Annotated in this window: 22 protein-coding genes and 2 pseudogenes; 5 read left to right on the top strand and 19 right to left on the bottom strand. The window is 33.8% G+C overall.

Translation table 11 applies throughout. The features are described 5' to 3' along the window. Positions 1 to 162: 162 nt before the first annotated feature. The 3 genes from BFA01S_RS17330 to BFA01S_RS17320 are packed head-to-tail and all read left to right on the top strand — an operon-like array spanning position 163 to position 2,019. The gene (locus tag BFA01S_RS17330) at positions 163 to 657 is read left to right on the top strand and encodes a YfbM family protein (protein WP_066233582.1); all 495 of its coding nucleotides are present in this window, start codon (positions 163 to 165) and stop codon (positions 655 to 657) included. Positions 658 to 678: 21 nt separating this feature from the next. Then, positions 679 to 1,437 carry a class I SAM-dependent methyltransferase gene (locus BFA01S_RS17325; RefSeq protein WP_066233579.1) on the top strand — a complete coding sequence of 253 codons (759 nt, stop codon included), beginning with the start codon at positions 679 to 681 and terminating at the stop codon, positions 1,435 to 1,437. A gap of 18 nt (positions 1,438 to 1,455) precedes the next feature. Further along, positions 1,456 to 2,019, top strand: a complete 564-nt coding sequence (locus BFA01S_RS17320; protein WP_066233576.1) for a DUF6434 domain-containing protein — start codon at positions 1,456 to 1,458, stop codon at positions 2,017 to 2,019. 31 nt (positions 2,020 to 2,050) lie between these two features. On the opposite strand, the gene BFA01S_RS17315 is transcribed toward BFA01S_RS17320, so the two are convergent. Then, positions 2,051 to 2,515: an SRPBCC family protein gene (locus BFA01S_RS17315; protein ID WP_066233573.1), complete on the bottom strand. Its 465-nt coding sequence runs from the start codon at positions 2,513 to 2,515 to the stop codon at positions 2,051 to 2,053. A 14-nt stretch (positions 2,516 to 2,529) separates the two neighbouring features. Next, positions 2,530 to 4,578: an ATP-dependent DNA helicase RecG gene (gene recG, locus BFA01S_RS17310; RefSeq protein WP_066233586.1), complete on the bottom strand. Its 2,049-nt coding sequence runs from the start codon at positions 4,576 to 4,578 to the stop codon at positions 2,530 to 2,532. Between the two features lie 151 nt (positions 4,579 to 4,729). Between recG and BFA01S_RS17305 the strand changes: the two genes are divergently transcribed. After that, positions 4,730 to 5,053, top strand: coding sequence for a DUF3221 domain-containing protein (locus BFA01S_RS17305; RefSeq protein ID WP_066233570.1), 324 nt, complete (start codon positions 4,730 to 4,732; stop codon positions 5,051 to 5,053). 91 nt (positions 5,054 to 5,144) lie between these two features. On the opposite strand, the gene BFA01S_RS17300 is transcribed toward BFA01S_RS17305, so the two are convergent. Continuing rightward, entirely contained in the window at positions 5,145 to 5,828 is a 684-nt protein-coding gene (locus tag BFA01S_RS17300; RefSeq protein ID WP_066233568.1) for an endonuclease V, read from the bottom strand. Positions 5,829 to 5,965: 137 nt separating this feature from the next. Between BFA01S_RS17300 and BFA01S_RS17295 the strand changes: the two genes are divergently transcribed. Further along, positions 5,966 to 6,340: a DUF6630 family protein gene (locus BFA01S_RS17295; protein WP_066233566.1), complete on the top strand. Its 375-nt coding sequence runs from the start codon at positions 5,966 to 5,968 to the stop codon at positions 6,338 to 6,340. A 145-nt stretch (positions 6,341 to 6,485) separates the two neighbouring features. On the opposite strand, the gene BFA01S_RS17290 is transcribed toward BFA01S_RS17295, so the two are convergent. The 16 genes and pseudogenes from BFA01S_RS17290 to BFA01S_RS23110 form a co-directional block, all read right to left on the bottom strand. Continuing rightward, a complete protein-coding gene (locus BFA01S_RS17290) occupies positions 6,486 to 6,917 on the bottom strand; it encodes a 1,4-dihydroxy-6-naphthoate synthase (RefSeq protein WP_169800498.1) in 432 nt (143 codons plus the stop codon). A gap of 166 nt (positions 6,918 to 7,083) precedes the next feature. After that, on the bottom strand, positions 7,084 to 7,581 hold the full coding sequence (locus tag BFA01S_RS17285) for a hypothetical protein (protein WP_082800056.1): 498 nt from the start codon (positions 7,579 to 7,581) through the stop codon (positions 7,084 to 7,086). 25 nt (positions 7,582 to 7,606) lie between these two features. After that, positions 7,607 to 7,897 (bottom strand): Imm70 family immunity protein, encoded by a 291-nt coding sequence (locus BFA01S_RS17280; RefSeq protein ID WP_369690833.1) that lies wholly within the window; start codon positions 7,895 to 7,897, stop codon positions 7,607 to 7,609. Positions 7,898 to 8,031: 134 nt separating this feature from the next. Beyond that, positions 8,032 to 8,712 (bottom strand): SMI1/KNR4 family protein, encoded by a 681-nt coding sequence (locus tag BFA01S_RS17275; protein ID WP_066233558.1) that lies wholly within the window; start codon positions 8,710 to 8,712, stop codon positions 8,032 to 8,034. A 132-nt stretch (positions 8,713 to 8,844) separates the two neighbouring features. Beyond that, positions 8,845 to 9,261, bottom strand: a complete 417-nt coding sequence (locus BFA01S_RS17270) for an SMI1/KNR4 family protein (protein ID WP_066233555.1) — start codon at positions 9,259 to 9,261, stop codon at positions 8,845 to 8,847. 177 nt (positions 9,262 to 9,438) lie between these two features. Continuing rightward, the gene (locus BFA01S_RS17265; RefSeq protein WP_066233552.1) at positions 9,439 to 9,843 is read right to left on the bottom strand and encodes a hypothetical protein; all 405 of its coding nucleotides are present in this window, start codon (positions 9,841 to 9,843) and stop codon (positions 9,439 to 9,441) included. A gap of 128 nt (positions 9,844 to 9,971) precedes the next feature. Next, entirely contained in the window at positions 9,972 to 10,361 is a 390-nt protein-coding gene (locus BFA01S_RS17260) for a hypothetical protein (protein WP_066233548.1), read from the bottom strand. Positions 10,362 to 10,493: 132 nt separating this feature from the next. After that, entirely contained in the window at positions 10,494 to 10,937 is a 444-nt protein-coding gene (locus tag BFA01S_RS17255; protein ID WP_066233544.1) for an SMI1/KNR4 family protein, read from the bottom strand. A 425-nt stretch (positions 10,938 to 11,362) separates the two neighbouring features. Then, complete coding sequence (locus BFA01S_RS17250; RefSeq protein ID WP_066233541.1) at positions 11,363 to 11,701, bottom strand: hypothetical protein; 339 nt, start codon at positions 11,699 to 11,701, stop codon at positions 11,363 to 11,365. Positions 11,702 to 11,717: 16 nt separating this feature from the next. Continuing rightward, positions 11,718 to 11,852 (bottom strand): annotated as a pseudogene (locus BFA01S_RS22075) (polymorphic toxin type 50 domain-containing protein); the annotation flags it as partial. Positions 11,853 to 11,989: 137 nt separating this feature from the next. Further along, positions 11,990 to 12,406, bottom strand: a complete 417-nt coding sequence (locus tag BFA01S_RS17245) for an immunity 70 family protein (RefSeq protein WP_066233536.1) — start codon at positions 12,404 to 12,406, stop codon at positions 11,990 to 11,992. Positions 12,407 to 12,464: 58 nt separating this feature from the next. Continuing rightward, a complete protein-coding gene (locus tag BFA01S_RS23515) occupies positions 12,465 to 12,590 on the bottom strand; it encodes a hypothetical protein (protein ID WP_268874887.1) in 126 nt (41 codons plus the stop codon). 224 nt (positions 12,591 to 12,814) lie between these two features. Continuing rightward, positions 12,815 to 13,534, bottom strand: coding sequence for a PoNe immunity protein domain-containing protein (locus BFA01S_RS17240; protein WP_066233533.1), 720 nt, complete (start codon positions 13,532 to 13,534; stop codon positions 12,815 to 12,817). A gap of 37 nt (positions 13,535 to 13,571) precedes the next feature. After that, positions 13,572 to 13,739, bottom strand: a complete 168-nt coding sequence (locus tag BFA01S_RS22520) for a hypothetical protein (RefSeq protein ID WP_156483836.1) — start codon at positions 13,737 to 13,739, stop codon at positions 13,572 to 13,574. Between the two features lie 178 nt (positions 13,740 to 13,917). Beyond that, positions 13,918 to 14,217 (bottom strand): contact-dependent growth inhibition system immunity protein, encoded by a 300-nt coding sequence (locus BFA01S_RS17235; protein ID WP_066233529.1) that lies wholly within the window; start codon positions 14,215 to 14,217, stop codon positions 13,918 to 13,920. A gap of 17 nt (positions 14,218 to 14,234) precedes the next feature. After that, a pseudogene (locus tag BFA01S_RS23110) lies at positions 14,235 to 14,416 on the bottom strand (hypothetical protein); the annotation flags it as partial.

The raw sequence follows: 14,416 nt of genomic DNA, 5'->3' as shown, positions 1-14,416 counted from the left end.
CTGATAGAAGTTTCACTTTATACTTTCTATCATCATCCAATCAAATCCGCTCCTATCCATTCTATTTTTTCTAAATTCTAGTAAATTCGACATTTTTCAACCATTTCCTTTTTAGATGTCGCTTATAATAAATAATATAAATTTCTAAAGGGGGATGCCGAAATGGGGATGACCGCCCGTTATTTTCGAATTTCAACTAAACTGTTGGAACATATAAAGCTGCACCCGGAACAAATAGAAGAGATTATTTTTGAATCAGAAAGGCTTCAAGAAATAGAATGTGATATTGATAAAGCATGGCATGGAATTTACTTTCTATTAACCGGTGAAAAAAATTTAGAAGACTTTCTTAATACATCTTTAGGTGAAGTGGTACTTGGCGGAACTGCGATTGGCAATGATTTAGGCTATGGGCCGCTTCGCTATCTCGAAGCAGACGAAGCAGCAGAAATTTTCAATGCATTAAAACATATTACTGTAGATGATTTTTCTGAAAGATTCAGTGCCGAACAGTTAAATGAACAAGATATATACCCAATGTATGATCAATGGACAGAAGATGATAAGGATTATTTACTGGAAAACTATGAAGAACTTTTTCAATATTTTAAAGAAGCTGTGAACAATAAGGAAGCGATCCTGCTTTTAATTCATTAAAGTAATAAGGAGACATTGCATATGACTAACAACTGGAATGCAAATTTATATGATGGAAAACATTCATTCGTTTCAACATTTGGCAATGATCTAGTTAATGTATTAGCACCTGAAAAGAAAGAAAAAATTCTTGATCTTGGTTGTGGAACAGGAGATTTAGCTAATAGATTATATGAACTGGGGGTTGATGTTACCGGTATTGATCAATCAGAAAATATGATTCATCAAGCAATAAATAAATATCCGCATATACCGTTTAACGTTCATAATGCAATAAAATTAGATTATATGAATGAATTTGATGCTGTCTTTTCCAATGCGACCCTTCACTGGGTAAAAGAAGCGGATGAAGCTCTGCACTGTATTTACCGCAGCTTAAAACAAGGCGGAAGATTCGTTGCAGAATTTGGCGGTAAAGGAAATGTTCAGCTTATTACATCTGAAATTATTAATCAATTAAAATCTTTAAATACAAACTATAAAGAAGAGAATTTCCCATGGTATTTTCCAAGCATCGGTGAATATTCCTCTTTAATGGAGAAATCCGGGTTTAGAGTAACCTTCGCTCAGCATTTTGACCGGCCTACTGCTTTAGAAGGAGAAAATGGGTTAAGAAACTGGATCACTATGTTTGCTGGGAATATGTTTAGAAATATAGATGAGGATATACAAGAGGCTGCCATAAGAAATGCAGAAAATAATCTAAAAGAAGTTTTATACAGCAATGGCAGCTGGACAGCAGATTACAAAAGAATCCGTGTTGTCGGTATAAAAGAATAATACATGGAGTTGTTAGAAATGAGACCTTTGCTTACCAATGAAATACATATTAAAGATTTTAAAAACTTTTACTGGTTAAAAGAGGAACTGCAATCATTTTGCAGAGAAAACGGGATGAGCGCAAGCGGGTCGAAATTAGAAATCACAGACCGGATCGAAACATTTCTTTTAACTGGTGAAATCAAAAAGCCGTTAAGAAAATCAAGCTCAAAAGAAAAAAAGCAGGAAGAGCTGAGCCTTGATACAGTCATTACGGAAAACCACCGCTGTAGCCAAGATGCGAGAGCTTTTTTCAAAACGGTTATCTCTCCTTCGTTTCACTTTTCTACCTATATTCAAAACTATTTTAAAAATAATGTAGGAAAGACGTATCGGGATGTCGTGACTGCCTGGCATGAAGAGGAGCAGCGAAAGAAAGACCCTGCATATAAGAAAGAAATCGCTCCACAATTTGAATACAATCAATTTATTCGTGATTTCTTCGCTGATTCTGAAAATAAAGGGAAAAGCCGGGAAGATGCGATTGAAGCATGGAACACGATTAAGAAGCTTCCGGGTAATAATAAATATATACGTCTATAAAAGGAAAGGAACGCCCTTTACGACGTTCCTTTCATAACCCTATATTCATTTCTTCTGCAATTTCCTTCAATTTATCAGCACGGGTAATAATAAAATCCCTCATATATTTTTCTAAAAACAGCTTATCTGCAAGATTCCCAATCACCCCAAAAGGTGATTTATAATCAAATGTATCTTTCATCAATGTTCCGCTGCCGCTCTTTATGAATTCATGTGTATGTGTGAACGAGTGAAAAGCCCCTTTTACCATTTCATCAGTAAAACGATACGGCCTTTCGGCTTCTGTAATTTTCGCCGTTAATCTCTGCTTCACACCGAGATGCACCGCTTCCCATGTAACAGTATCTCCGAGATCTAAAAGTCCGCTCGTCACATCGCCAACAGGTCTTTCCTTCGTCTTAGCGGTTGTTTTCGTATGTGTTTCAACATCCCTTGCAAGATCGTAACACACTTCCGGCGGCGCATTTATATACACTTCATATTGTATGACAGGCAATTTGGACACTTCCTTTAATCAAGCTTCTCTCCGTCTAACACACCCGAATCTTCTAAACTGTCTCTTAATAATTCGTATTTTGGATCATTCCAAAACGCATCCGAATTAATTAATTTTGCCGCATCATTTCTTGCAACTTCCAGCGCCCGGTAGTCATGAACGATATCTGCAACTTTAAATTCAGGCATCCCGCTCTGTTTCTTTCCGAAAAAGTCACCAGGACCTCTCAATTCCAAATCCCGTTCAGAAAGAACAAAACCGTCATTCGTTTCAGTCATAATACGCATTCGCTCTTTTCCAGTTTCTGACTTCGGATCTGCGAGTAAAATACAGTACGACTGCGCGTCACCCCTTCCGACCCTTCCCCTTAACTGATGAAGCTGGGACAGTCCGAAGCGCTCCGCATCATATATAACCATCACTGTCGCATTTGGTACGTTCACACCGACCTCGACAACAGTTGTTGATACTAATACCCCTGTTTCATTTTCACTAAATTCCCGCATTACCTGTTCTTTCTCATCAGCGGAAAGCCTTCCATGCATAAGACCAACTTTATAGCGTCCATTATAGAAAAACGTCAATGTACTGTGAACATCAATTGCATTTTGCACATCAAGCTTCTCTGACTCTTCAATGAGCGGACATATGACATATGCCTGTCTTCCCTGTTTTAATTCTTTTTCGATAAACTGTAAAATCCGCTCTAATGTATCTGGTTTTACCCAATATGTTTCAATCGTTTTCCGACCTGCAGGAAGCTCATCGATAACAGAAACATCCATTTCACCGAATGCCGTAATCGCAAGTGTTCTTGGAATAGGAGTTGCCGTCATAAATAAAACATCAGGGCTTTCTCCTTTCTCCCTTAAAACCCGGCGCTGCTCCACACCGAAGCGATGCTGCTCATCTGTTATAACGAGCCCAAGTTTATGAAAATCAACTTCATCCTGAATGAGTGCATGTGTTCCAATTAAAATATCAATCTCATTTGCTTTTAATCTTTCAAGAAGTTCTCTTCGTCTTTTTCCTTTGACAGAACTCGATAATAACGCAAGGTTTACATCAAATTTTTCAAATAGTTTAAAAAGAGATTCCGCATGCTGTTCCGCTAAAATTTCTGTCGGCACCATAAGCGCCCCTTGATATCCTGATAAAATGGCCGCATATAAGGCAATCGCCGCAACAACTGTTTTCCCGCTTCCAACATCACCTTGAAGAAGACGGTTCATTCTGTATGGTGATTTTAAATCAGTTAAAATTTCATCAACAACTCTTCTTTGTGCAGTTGTTAACGGGAAAGGCAGCGAATCGATAAACTCATTCAGTTTCTGTTCATTAATCTCGTGTGCATTACCTGCTGACTGCTCCCTTTGAATCTTCCTAAGAGCCTGCATTTTTAACTGAAATAGCAAAAACTCTTCATATACAAATCGTCTTCTCGCATGCTTTAAATTTTCATGCTCGATCGGACGGTGAATCGTTTTAATCGCATCTATTCTCGTAAGAAGCTTATACTGCGTAAGCATTTCCTCCGGTAAATTTTCAACGATATCTTCTGAAAACTGCTGCATCGCAAGAGAAATAAATTTCCTCATCGCCTTTACTGTCAGCTTTCCTTTTACAGAATAAACAGGTTCAAGCTCCTGTTTTAATTCCTGCGGTCCGAATTTTATTTCCTGGACAGTAATCGTCTGCCTATGCTTATCCCATTTTCCTGATACTGTTACTGTCATATTTAACTCTAATTTTGATTTATAATATGGACGGTTAAAACAGGTAGCGGTAATTAAGTAATTGCCAACTAGTACACGAATAGAAAGACGTGACCGGTTTTTACCGAAATATGTTAACAGCGGTTCACTATGTATCTTTCCTTCAACCGTTACCCTTTCATCATGCTTCACTTCCGCAAGATCTCTTAATTTATAATCTTCGTAACGATAAGGGAAATATTCAATTAAATGCCGGATCGTCCGAATTCCCATCTCATGCAGTAAAATCTCCGTTTCGTCCCCGATTCCTCGTAAAACAGAAATTGGTTCATCTAATCTATTTTTCATTTCCATTCAGGGACCCTCCTGCCCATCGTTTTATATACTTTAAGTTTACCATAATTCATATGCACAGCTTCAAATTTAACAGAAGTTATTTGCGTAACGAATAATACTTTCTAAACGTCTAATTTATAAAGACAGTATGAGGAGAGATATGATGAAAAGGACCGTATATTTGCTTTTATTTGTGTTATTACTTTTAGCCGGATGTAATAATACAAAGGAAGTTACAAAAGATGGTATAGAGGAAGAATTCACTATGGAAGGAAAAATTTTAGAAATAAGTAAAGAAGGAAATGGAATTTTTATGGAGACAGATTCCATCTCTAGAATATTCATTCATCTTCCAAATAAAAATGATTTAACAAAGTACGAGGTTGGAGATGAGGTTATTGTTTCGATAGAAGATGGAGCTATACAGGAATCAGATCCCCCACAAGCAAGAGCTTTGAATATAAAGCATAAGAATGATAAGTCGTAAGGCTGCCTGTACTTTCATTCAGCAATTTCTTTATTTTGAGATTGTTTGAGAGAAGGAAAACATAGAAGCAGAGAGCTGACATACAGCTCTCTCACTTTGACAGTTGTTTCCTCACCTTATGTGTCTCTAAATCTGCTAATCTCACTGGAACAGGCAGACGGCTTTCTTTATTTATACAATTCAGTACAATATCCGTACTTGTATCCAAATCAATCCAGTTCCCGCAAGAAACAAAGATTGGCTTCACATTTTTTGTCGTTCTGAGTGTCCGGCCGTAAACTTCATTATCTATAACAATATCCGTGTAACAGCCCTCTTCATTTTCCGGCATGATAAAATCTGTATCCTTTATTTTAAGATAACTCTTTGCTACTCCAATTGTCGGTTTATTTAAGAAAAAAGAGGCATGTGTTGCAATGCCCATATGACGGTAATGCAAATACCCGTTTCCATCAAACATATACAAATCCGGCAGCTTCGTTAACTTCTGAACCGCTTCTATAATTAATGGGAGCTCCCTAAAAGCGAGAAAGCCTGGGATATAAGGAACGGTTATTTCTCCATAGCTGTACACTTTTTCGATAACTTCCTGTGTACGGTAATCGACCACAACGATACAGCAAGTGCCATATGCCTTTCCATCTTTATCCCAATAAGCTAAATCTACTCCTGCAATAGATTGTATTTCCTCTTTTTGAATAGTATTTTCGAGTTTCACTTTAGCTAATAATTCATCTTGGATGTCCGAAAACTCTCTTATTATATTTTCATTCATTACGCTCCCCCATTTTCAACGTGTGTTCCCATACCTTACCATATATACAATGTAAGAGATACTTTTAAACAAAGGACTTTGATCATTCATAATAGAATACTAAAAATAACTAATATATTTATAAGGAGAAAGATAGCATGGATTTATACAGTAAAATAATAAAAGAAAAAATCTTCTCTGTTAAAGAGGCGGAAGAAGCTTTTGATTATTTAAATGATAATTATTATGTCGCTTATATCGATTGGAAATTAGACTTTGAGGATGTTGTATATAATCTAAATCTGCTCCTGCATAAACTGGGTTATGAGCAGCTGGAATTACGTGATAATGATGATTTATTAGGGGAAGAAGCGATCGAATACATAGCAAAATACATTAATAATGAAAATTGGGAATGTATTAGTATTGATGTCGATACTGACGGTCTATATATTGGGATTGTTAATCTCAGGCATATTGAAGAACTTGAAAAAGCCGTTGAACAGCTTGGATATAAATTATATAGATATTAAAAAATACTCTGGCATAATTTCTGCGGAACTCCCATTTATAAAGGCTGTTTTCTGGCATGTACTCCAACTTAGAAATCAGCCTTGCTGTTCTGTTAAAGGGTCATAATCTATCTCCATTTTCAGCACTCTTTCCACTTTAATTATTTTATAAATAATCAATATTATAACCACCTTTTCGTGGTAGCAATTCTTCGAAATCACAAGCTGCTACTGCTTTAAAACCAGCATTCCACAATTCTATTAACAAATGAGAGATTTCTAAAACATACTTATCTTTACTTGCTTGCTCAGTTGGCTCGATTTCCAAATAATACTTATAATATAAAAAATCAGCATTCTCTCCATTGCTTTTATGTTCACTAAAATCACCATTACTAAAAACATATATATCCGCTTGCTTTGTTACTATATTTGAACCATTGACATTACCTTCTAAGATGCTACGAACTCTTTCTATAACAAAAGTTTTTTCATCATCGCTATCTAAAAATATTTTAGTAAATAAATCTAGTTCCTCTTCCAATAAAATCACCTCATCATCGACATGATACCTTTTTAATACATTCTCTACACCCACTTATTAAAAATGAATACTTTCTTTAACTGCTTTTCTGCATATTCTCAAATTATATATGGTATTTTTTTACTTATTCACATCAATAAAGAATCTGATAATCTCCAGATACAACAAGTTAAAGCCTATTGGCTTACCTGGACCATCTATTCCTATCACAGTAAATTTTTCATATCTGATACGCTTCATTTATCAAATCAATTCCATCTGCAATCCAGTACTTATCCTGTTCAGATATATATTCATCAAACGGCTTGTATTCACCGACCCATCCACTTGGTACATATCTTTCAAACGGAAGTGTTTCTGGAAAACTCGACAATAATCTTCTGTTATCAAAATCAATGAATAAGGATGGATATAAAGATAAAATTGTATCTTCATAGTCTTTCTTCTCTACCAATTTCTTAAGTTCAATTGATTTAACTTTATGCTCACTTAAAGCAGTCAAATAACTTTCAACCGTATGTTCATTTATAACTTCAATATGCATCCTGGACATTAACATATGATCTAAATCATATTCATGGCCATTTCTTAAGAAATCATCTCTTCGTTTGATTAAATCTAATATCCAATAATCCTTATCTGTTACATACCAGCTAAACCTATTCTTATAATTGATCCCAACAATAATATTGGCAGCATACTCCGGTTTGCATTTCATCATTTCCCCTCCTAATTTCTTTATATTAAATATGCCTCAACTTAATATCACACTTATCTTCTTTGGCAACATCCATTGCTACACACATTACTTCAAAGAATGTTCTGCCATTAGCAGCTGTAAAGTAATTTGCCAGGCTTTTAATTTGTGGATTTATTTTATCTCCCCACGGCGGAGCTTTTGATAAATCATCAATATCCCATACAACGTATTGCTGTGAGTATTTCAAAAGTTTCTGTTCAATTTCTATTAAATCAGCTTTCGCAGTTGAAACATCAATCCAGCTTAATTTCCTATTGTATAATTCATTCATCAGTAACAGATATTTCTTCCCCCATCCTTCTTTTTCTAAATGATACGAGATTGTTGAAAAAAGGAATGGACAAAGTCACTATGTCCTAGTTCATAGTAAAAACAATCTACTAATAAACCTACAGCCATTTAAAAATATCATCTCCCATAATCATTATCTCTACTGCTGTACTTACTTAGAGAAGCAGTCAGATTCAGTACTGTACCAAGTTCACCCAGCTTCCCAATTAACTTCTTTGCTTTACCATATGGGAATTCCTGTACCAATGTAAAAGGAAGATTTCTCGAACCATTTAACAAATCCGCTGTTGAAATAGGAATCCCTAATTTATTTTTTATTTTCACCAGTTCCTTCAATCCTCCATTTGGAGATTTTATCAAGATAATACTGCAATTATCCGGAAAATCATTTGTAGTTTCCTCTGCTGTTTCAATGAAACAACCGCTATTAATCCAGTCATTAAAGTCGGAGCTAATTACAGTAGCATAGTTCGGATTCATAACTCCACCATTAACAATTAATACCGCTGTTTCTTCTATCCTTTGTAACATTAAAAAAACATTGCCGCCACCATCATCACCAATAGCAATATAGCCGTTTGCATACTTATTTACTTCCCATGTAGTATTCCGCTCCACAATATCGTCAGTTCCATAAATTAATAATCCACCACCAATTGAAAACCCATTCGTATATTTTAATAAATTTTTATATGTATGAGGTAATTTCACCTTCATTAGGTCTTCTACTTCCTTGATTTCAGCATCACTTGCCGAGTTATTTTTGATTAAATCAGGAAGATTAGATAAATCTATCATTTCACAACTCCTCCCAAGTAATTAAAATATTTATATACCACTTCTACATAGTTTTCTTTCTATGAATCCCGATATATATGAATACTAAAAAGAAATAAATGAAGCGCAAATAATCAATTAATGTTTAATAGATTATTTTGAGAACTTTTCTATTAAAAATGTATAGAAATTTTCATATTCATTTATTGCACCTTCATCATCTCGCTCCCAGTCAATAACCGGACATTCATTATTAACTAATCGTGAAGTATCAAGACAATATACACCCACTCCATAGTTCTGTATTACAACCAAATCCGGCGGTAATCCATATTTTCTCCACTCTTCCGTTTCTCTTACACAAGTAGGAACCTCTCGAAGTCCACCTCCTAAAATCTCGATACCGACAATTCCTCCTGTTCCATACTCTCTTAAAAACCATTTATAACTTTCAGGCAGCTTTACATGAAGCATTTTCTCAATACTGCTAATTTTACTATCTTCCAAAGTTCCAATAAAAAACTTTGTTGATGCGTTATTTATTAATGCAATGACTGTTTCTTTATTCAATGCTGTCACCATCTCTTATATATTAATTTTCTTATGTAATATGCTGTTTGAATAATCTCTACTGTTGACATAGCTTCTAAAATCTTCAAGATTGGGTAGTTTAAAACCTACTCCACTACTATAGCATTAAAAAAATTCCTTTCTTTATTCTCCATTTGGAATCTTTTAAATGTATTTTTAATCCCACCAAACAGAGAACACCTTGTAATCAGCTCTCAACTCAGGTGCCAAAGATGGCTTTCCAAATGTATAACCTTCATCTATTTCAGTTGGCTGTAGCGGTTCAATCCACTGTATAATTTCTGAAATATGTGAATCAGTGAGAATATAAATTCTTTCAGAAAATATTAAATCATCTTCTATTTCCATGATTTCAACAAACACATCTTGTACATTAATTTTACTTCTTATATTGAATAAAATTTTGTGAAATGTGAAGATACCCGGGTGCTCCAAAAGATTGCAACCGATGGAACTTTCCTCAACATCTGCTTCAAAAAAATCTTCTAAAGATACAATAGGTGCTGTTTTTGCATCAGGGTAACCTTGAGCATAAATTTTCTCTTTTAAACTATTTTTCATTTAGCAGCCTCCGTTCATTCTAAATATATATTAGATCACCTAGGCTTTTATCCAAAGTAGTCCGCTCTATTCCTTTATCTACATAATACTCAAAAACGTCTTAAAATTACTATTAATCCCCTATTAAACTATTCACTTGAAACTGCTTTTTCTATAATTTGCTCAGCTGTTAAATCTTCATCTAAATAGTAAATATAATCTGAGATGTCTGGATTCTTTACTGCGTTTTCTACTATTAATAAAAGATTCTCAATTTCATACTCCTTCCCAGAAACATCTAGTATCTTAGTGACCATATCAACCAAATCTTTTTTGGATAGGTTATCTTTTTTCCTGTTCTCATAATCGATTATTCTATTACTAATGTATTCATGATCCTGATCAGTATAAAATAAATCACCTACATCAGGAAAAGTTACAAGCGACTGAAGTTCTGTTATTAGTGTATCAGTAGGTTCTAAAAGGTATGTTTTCTTCCTTATTTCCTGAACTAATTTTCTTATTCTTGCTTGCTTCACCTTAAGTACTGCCTCCTATAATGGTTTCTTAAGCTCGCTCTCTTTCTAAAGTTATATGACCTATCAATAATTCCCTGATGCATTCTCAAGTTTAATATTGTTCATAATACTAACATTTCTATAAGTTCTTAATTAAAAATGCATATTCAATTCTTCACGAAGCGCTTTTTCTAAATATTCTTCAAAACTGCTTGCTATAATTTCTTTTCCACGAAAATTAAAATCAAATGTAATGATTTCTGTATTAGGGAAATTAAAACCTACTGGATTCCCTGCACCGTCTATTCCAATAACAATAAAATTTTCATATCCTTCAGGAAGAATATTTCTAAACTGTAGAGATTTCTCTACAAATGACGGCGTAACAACAAACTCTGCCTCTCTCAATCCTAAAACAATTGCTTCACCAACTGCTCCTGAACCATACTTCAAAACAAACATTTTAAAATCCTCTGGTAATTTCACTTTTAGTTCATCTTCAGCTTGTCTCACTTCTTCAATATTAACAGGCCCTCCAAATGCTTGAGGGCACATTTCAACCTCTTCATCAATTGCATTTAACAATTCTATTTTCATTCAATTATCCCTCTTTTTATCATTTCTTTGGCACATCTTGCTTTCCAATATTCTTTACACCATTTATTGAATTGCTACCTAGCTGCTCCACTGCCAGCTCCACCTTTTTTAGAAGGAAACCTTAATCCAACTTAGCACTAACAATAAATACATTGTTATTAAAGGTCGCTGGATCAAATGGAGTGTTTCCTTATATGAATCTTTTTGACTAGTAGCCAAAGACTCCCTATATCTAACTTTGGATTTGGATCAATTTCTTTTATTTTCTTCTTTGCAGGAATCAAAGTATCTTGAACAATATTGATGATGTCTGCTCAGACTGCGCTTTAACCCTACTCTTAATTTTAACGCACAAACTATCTTACAAAAAAGAAACCTTGAAAAGCATATAAGCCAATCAAGGTATATGTTTAAAGTAACGTTTTTTATTTTTGACTATCCCTTTTCCATACAGTTTGTCCGTCAGTTAAAAAAATTGCACTTGGCGGGTCATCATAAAGCGAAATTTCAATCAATGAACCTTTCTCTTGTATTAACCAATTATATAAACTACTTTCTTTACTAGTAGGATGCGCTAAAATATCATTTACTTGAAATGTAACTGTATAATATTCGGTATAATTTACATCATCGTCATCTAACCCATTGTCTGTTTCAAAGAGTGTGTCTAGTTTACCAATAATCTTTAATCCACTATCCCACTCTATTATCAGGTCACTATCTTTATACTCTTTTAACTCTTTTATTAAAGGGTCATATTCCATGTATATCCTCCTCTTTTTACTTCTTTAATGGTTCTGAAGGCACTATATGTGCACCGTCTTTTCCGTAATGAATCATTCCTCTAGTAGTCTCAAGATGTTCACCAGTATCACCATCGTAATATTTCCCAATTGGTTTATCAAAGTCTACTCTTTCTTTTTTACCGTATCCTTAAGAGTATCAAAAATCTGCTTTATGTAAGAGTGGCTGTTTATTCGGCACTCCGTATTACCTAAACCATAAAAAATGACCTTGATATAATTTCAAGGTCATCAATAGAAGGAGATTACTTACAAGCTTTCTATATAAACATCTGAATTAGTTTTTAGTCCCTTCTCTAATGCTTTCATTAACATATCTATTAAGTCCTCACCCTCACTTGTTATAAAGTAGTTAGATAAGTTACTGATATTCTTACTAATATTATCACCCCAAGGTGGTCTTTTAGATAGATCTTCAATATCCCATATTACTTGTGATGGACTATAATTCTGTAATTTCTTTTTTATTGCTTCTAATTCAGTTATAGCGCTATCAATATTCTTATTCTCAAGTTTCCCGTTATAGAGTTCATTTAATAAGAAGGGATACTCAGTTCCCCATCCATTTTGCTCTAAATGATGGTTTATTGTAGAAAAAAATGAATGTAAGAAATCGCCATGCCCAATTTGATACCAGTAATATTTCACCTTAAATCCCACAGCCATTTCTCTCACCTCAATCAATTTGTTTTAAATTTGATATCTACTTTTCCATTAGTTTTATTCATAATTTTTCATACAATCCATCTAGTATTTCATCTGATACATTTTGTCCTCTAATATCAATTATAACAGACTGTTTTGTATCCCTAGGCAAATCAATTAATCTTTTTTCTACCTGCTTTGACACCTTATTTACTAATCTGCTCCATTCGGTAGTTTTATTTAAATGTCACTGCTATCAATATCGTTTGTTTACCATCAAAGTTGTTAGAAATATAAAAACCTTGAAAGGCATATAGCCAATCAAGGTTTTTGAATCATCTTACTAAGCCTTTGTAGCTTAATTTTAGGGAGCTGCTTTTCCTTCAAAAAACATTAAAATCTCTTTTCTTTATTCCATTTAATTATACCTTATTCTTTATAATGCCTCATATCATACGGATAATAAGGAACTTCTTTTAACATATGATCATCAAGTCTCAGGATTTTTACAATTGCGCCGCTTTTAAAACTCCAATAACCGCTATAAATATAGTCATCCTTGATTTCATGAGTATCGTACCAACCCATATCACCATGACCGGGATACCATTTTTTCTCTAAATATTCTTTTAATAATCTTACAGATTCTTCTTTATCTTTTTCATTTATTACTTTAACTAAAAATCCATAAGGTGTTTCCCATTTACAATTTTCTGTTACAATTTCATTTCTATTATCATAAGAATGAATCAAAAATTCTATTAGATAGTCTTTTATTTCACTTTTCCTTACTAACTTTATTAACCGTCCCATTTCTTTCTCTTGAACATCTAACATTATCCCTATAGATAGCATCCATACCATTTCTACATATCCGCTATTTTGATCCCAGTTTTTATCCATTATCTCCAGAACATCTGAAAGATAATCTTTTATTTCATTAAAAGAACGACCTGCTGAATACAATGCTTTTAATTCACTAAAATATATTCCATATAAATAATTATAAGCACTTCTTACACCTTCATCATCTTCTCCCCTTTCATCTATAACTTTTTTAATCATATTCTCAAATTTATTAATTCTTTTATTTTCGTCAATTATAAAATAATCAAAATATTTTTCATCTTTAATGTTATCCCTGACCAAAATATCCCCTCCTGGCTATGGACTGTAATTTATTATCTTACCTATCTATATCTAGTTCTTTTATATTACTATTTTTATCAATACGAATTAACTTTTCCCCTACATTTTTAGGGTCCAATAGTTTTTCCATCATAATCTCATCTGCTTTATCTTTTCCAACTGTTTTAATGAGCCTTTCATTTGACTCTATCCATTTTTCACTCATTTGCTTACCACTTAAAGTGATTTGTACGCACTATATAATTTGATCTAACATCATATAGGGGTTACAAGGGATACCTCTACTATCTGAATAAAGAGTGGTTTGTTCGGCACTGGGTAGCCCCACGAAAAAGAAACCTTGAAAGGCATTTAGCCAACCAAGGTTTTCTATTAAAACAATTCTATTTTATTTTCACACCTTCTTTTATTTGCTCTACTAATTGAATTAACCACTGTAGCGGGGTTAATTCAATTGCTGGAAAATAAATTTCTGCATTATTTTGTATAATGTTTTCCTTTTCTTGTTTTGTTAATTCACTATTTAAAAATTCTTCACAATGCTTTATTGTAAACAGCAAACATTCTTTACTAGCTTCTTTTATAAACTCATCTAATGTTTGTTCAGGAGAACTGATATCTTGGTGAAATGTTCCACCTAAAAAATCTTCTAACTCCTCTAAGAAATCATAACTTTCATCCATTTAAATTCCCCACTTTCTTATTTTTCTGGATATCCTGTAAGAATAAAACTACCTTCTTTATCCTTTTTAGTACAATCTTTGCTTTTGTAACATCTTCTACTACTTCTGAGCCTCTCGATACACTTCTACCAATTATCTCTCCATCACCCTTGTATCTTAATGGTAATACATAGCCGTTACAATCTAGAAAAAGAGGTGC

This window comes from Metabacillus fastidiosus NBRC 101226, assembly GCF_001591625.1.
In the GTDB taxonomy this organism is placed as follows: domain Bacteria; phylum Bacillota; class Bacilli; order Bacillales; family Bacillaceae; genus Metabacillus; species Metabacillus fastidiosus.
This window is presented reverse-complemented; position numbering and strand designations above follow the sequence as displayed.

Excerpts from the sequence above, each read along its gene's own strand:
- BFA01S_RS17250 (WP_066233541.1), bottom strand. The coding sequence starts at position 11,701 with ATGGAATATGACCCTTTAATAAAAGAGTTAAAAGAGTATAAAGATAGT.
- BFA01S_RS17235 (WP_066233529.1), bottom strand. The coding sequence starts at position 14,217 with ATGGATGAAAGTTATGATTTCTTAGAGGAGTTAGAAGATTTTTTAGGT.
- BFA01S_RS17295 (WP_066233566.1), top strand. The coding sequence starts at position 5,966 with ATGGATTTATACAGTAAAATAATAAAAGAAAAAATCTTCTCTGTTAAA.
- BFA01S_RS17300 (WP_066233568.1), bottom strand. The coding sequence starts at position 5,828 with ATGAATGAAAATATAATAAGAGAGTTTTCGGACATCCAAGATGAATTA.
- BFA01S_RS17255 (WP_066233544.1), bottom strand. The coding sequence starts at position 10,937 with ATGAAAATAGAATTGTTAAATGCAATTGATGAAGAGGTTGAAATGTGC.
- BFA01S_RS17325 (WP_066233579.1), top strand. The coding sequence starts at position 679 with ATGACTAACAACTGGAATGCAAATTTATATGATGGAAAACATTCATTC.
- BFA01S_RS22520 (WP_156483836.1), bottom strand. The coding sequence starts at position 13,739 with ATGAGTGAAAAATGGATAGAGTCAAATGAAAGGCTCATTAAAACAGTT.
- BFA01S_RS17305 (WP_066233570.1), top strand. The coding sequence starts at position 4,730 with ATGAAAAGGACCGTATATTTGCTTTTATTTGTGTTATTACTTTTAGCC.
- BFA01S_RS17245 (WP_066233536.1), bottom strand. The coding sequence starts at position 12,406 with ATGGCTGTGGGATTTAAGGTGAAATATTACTGGTATCAAATTGGGCAT.
- BFA01S_RS17265 (WP_066233552.1), bottom strand. The coding sequence starts at position 9,843 with ATGAAAAATAGTTTAAAAGAGAAAATTTATGCTCAAGGTTACCCTGAT.
- BFA01S_RS17320 (WP_066233576.1), top strand. The coding sequence starts at position 1,456 with ATGAGACCTTTGCTTACCAATGAAATACATATTAAAGATTTTAAAAAC.
- recG (WP_066233586.1), bottom strand. The coding sequence starts at position 4,578 with ATGAAAAATAGATTAGATGAACCAATTTCTGTTTTACGAGGAATCGGG.
- BFA01S_RS17285 (WP_082800056.1), bottom strand. The coding sequence starts at position 7,581 with ATGAAATGCAAACCGGAGTATGCTGCCAATATTATTGTTGGGATCAAT.
- BFA01S_RS17275 (WP_066233558.1), bottom strand. The coding sequence starts at position 8,712 with ATGATAGATTTATCTAATCTTCCTGATTTAATCAAAAATAACTCGGCA.
- BFA01S_RS17330 (WP_066233582.1), top strand. The coding sequence starts at position 163 with ATGGGGATGACCGCCCGTTATTTTCGAATTTCAACTAAACTGTTGGAA.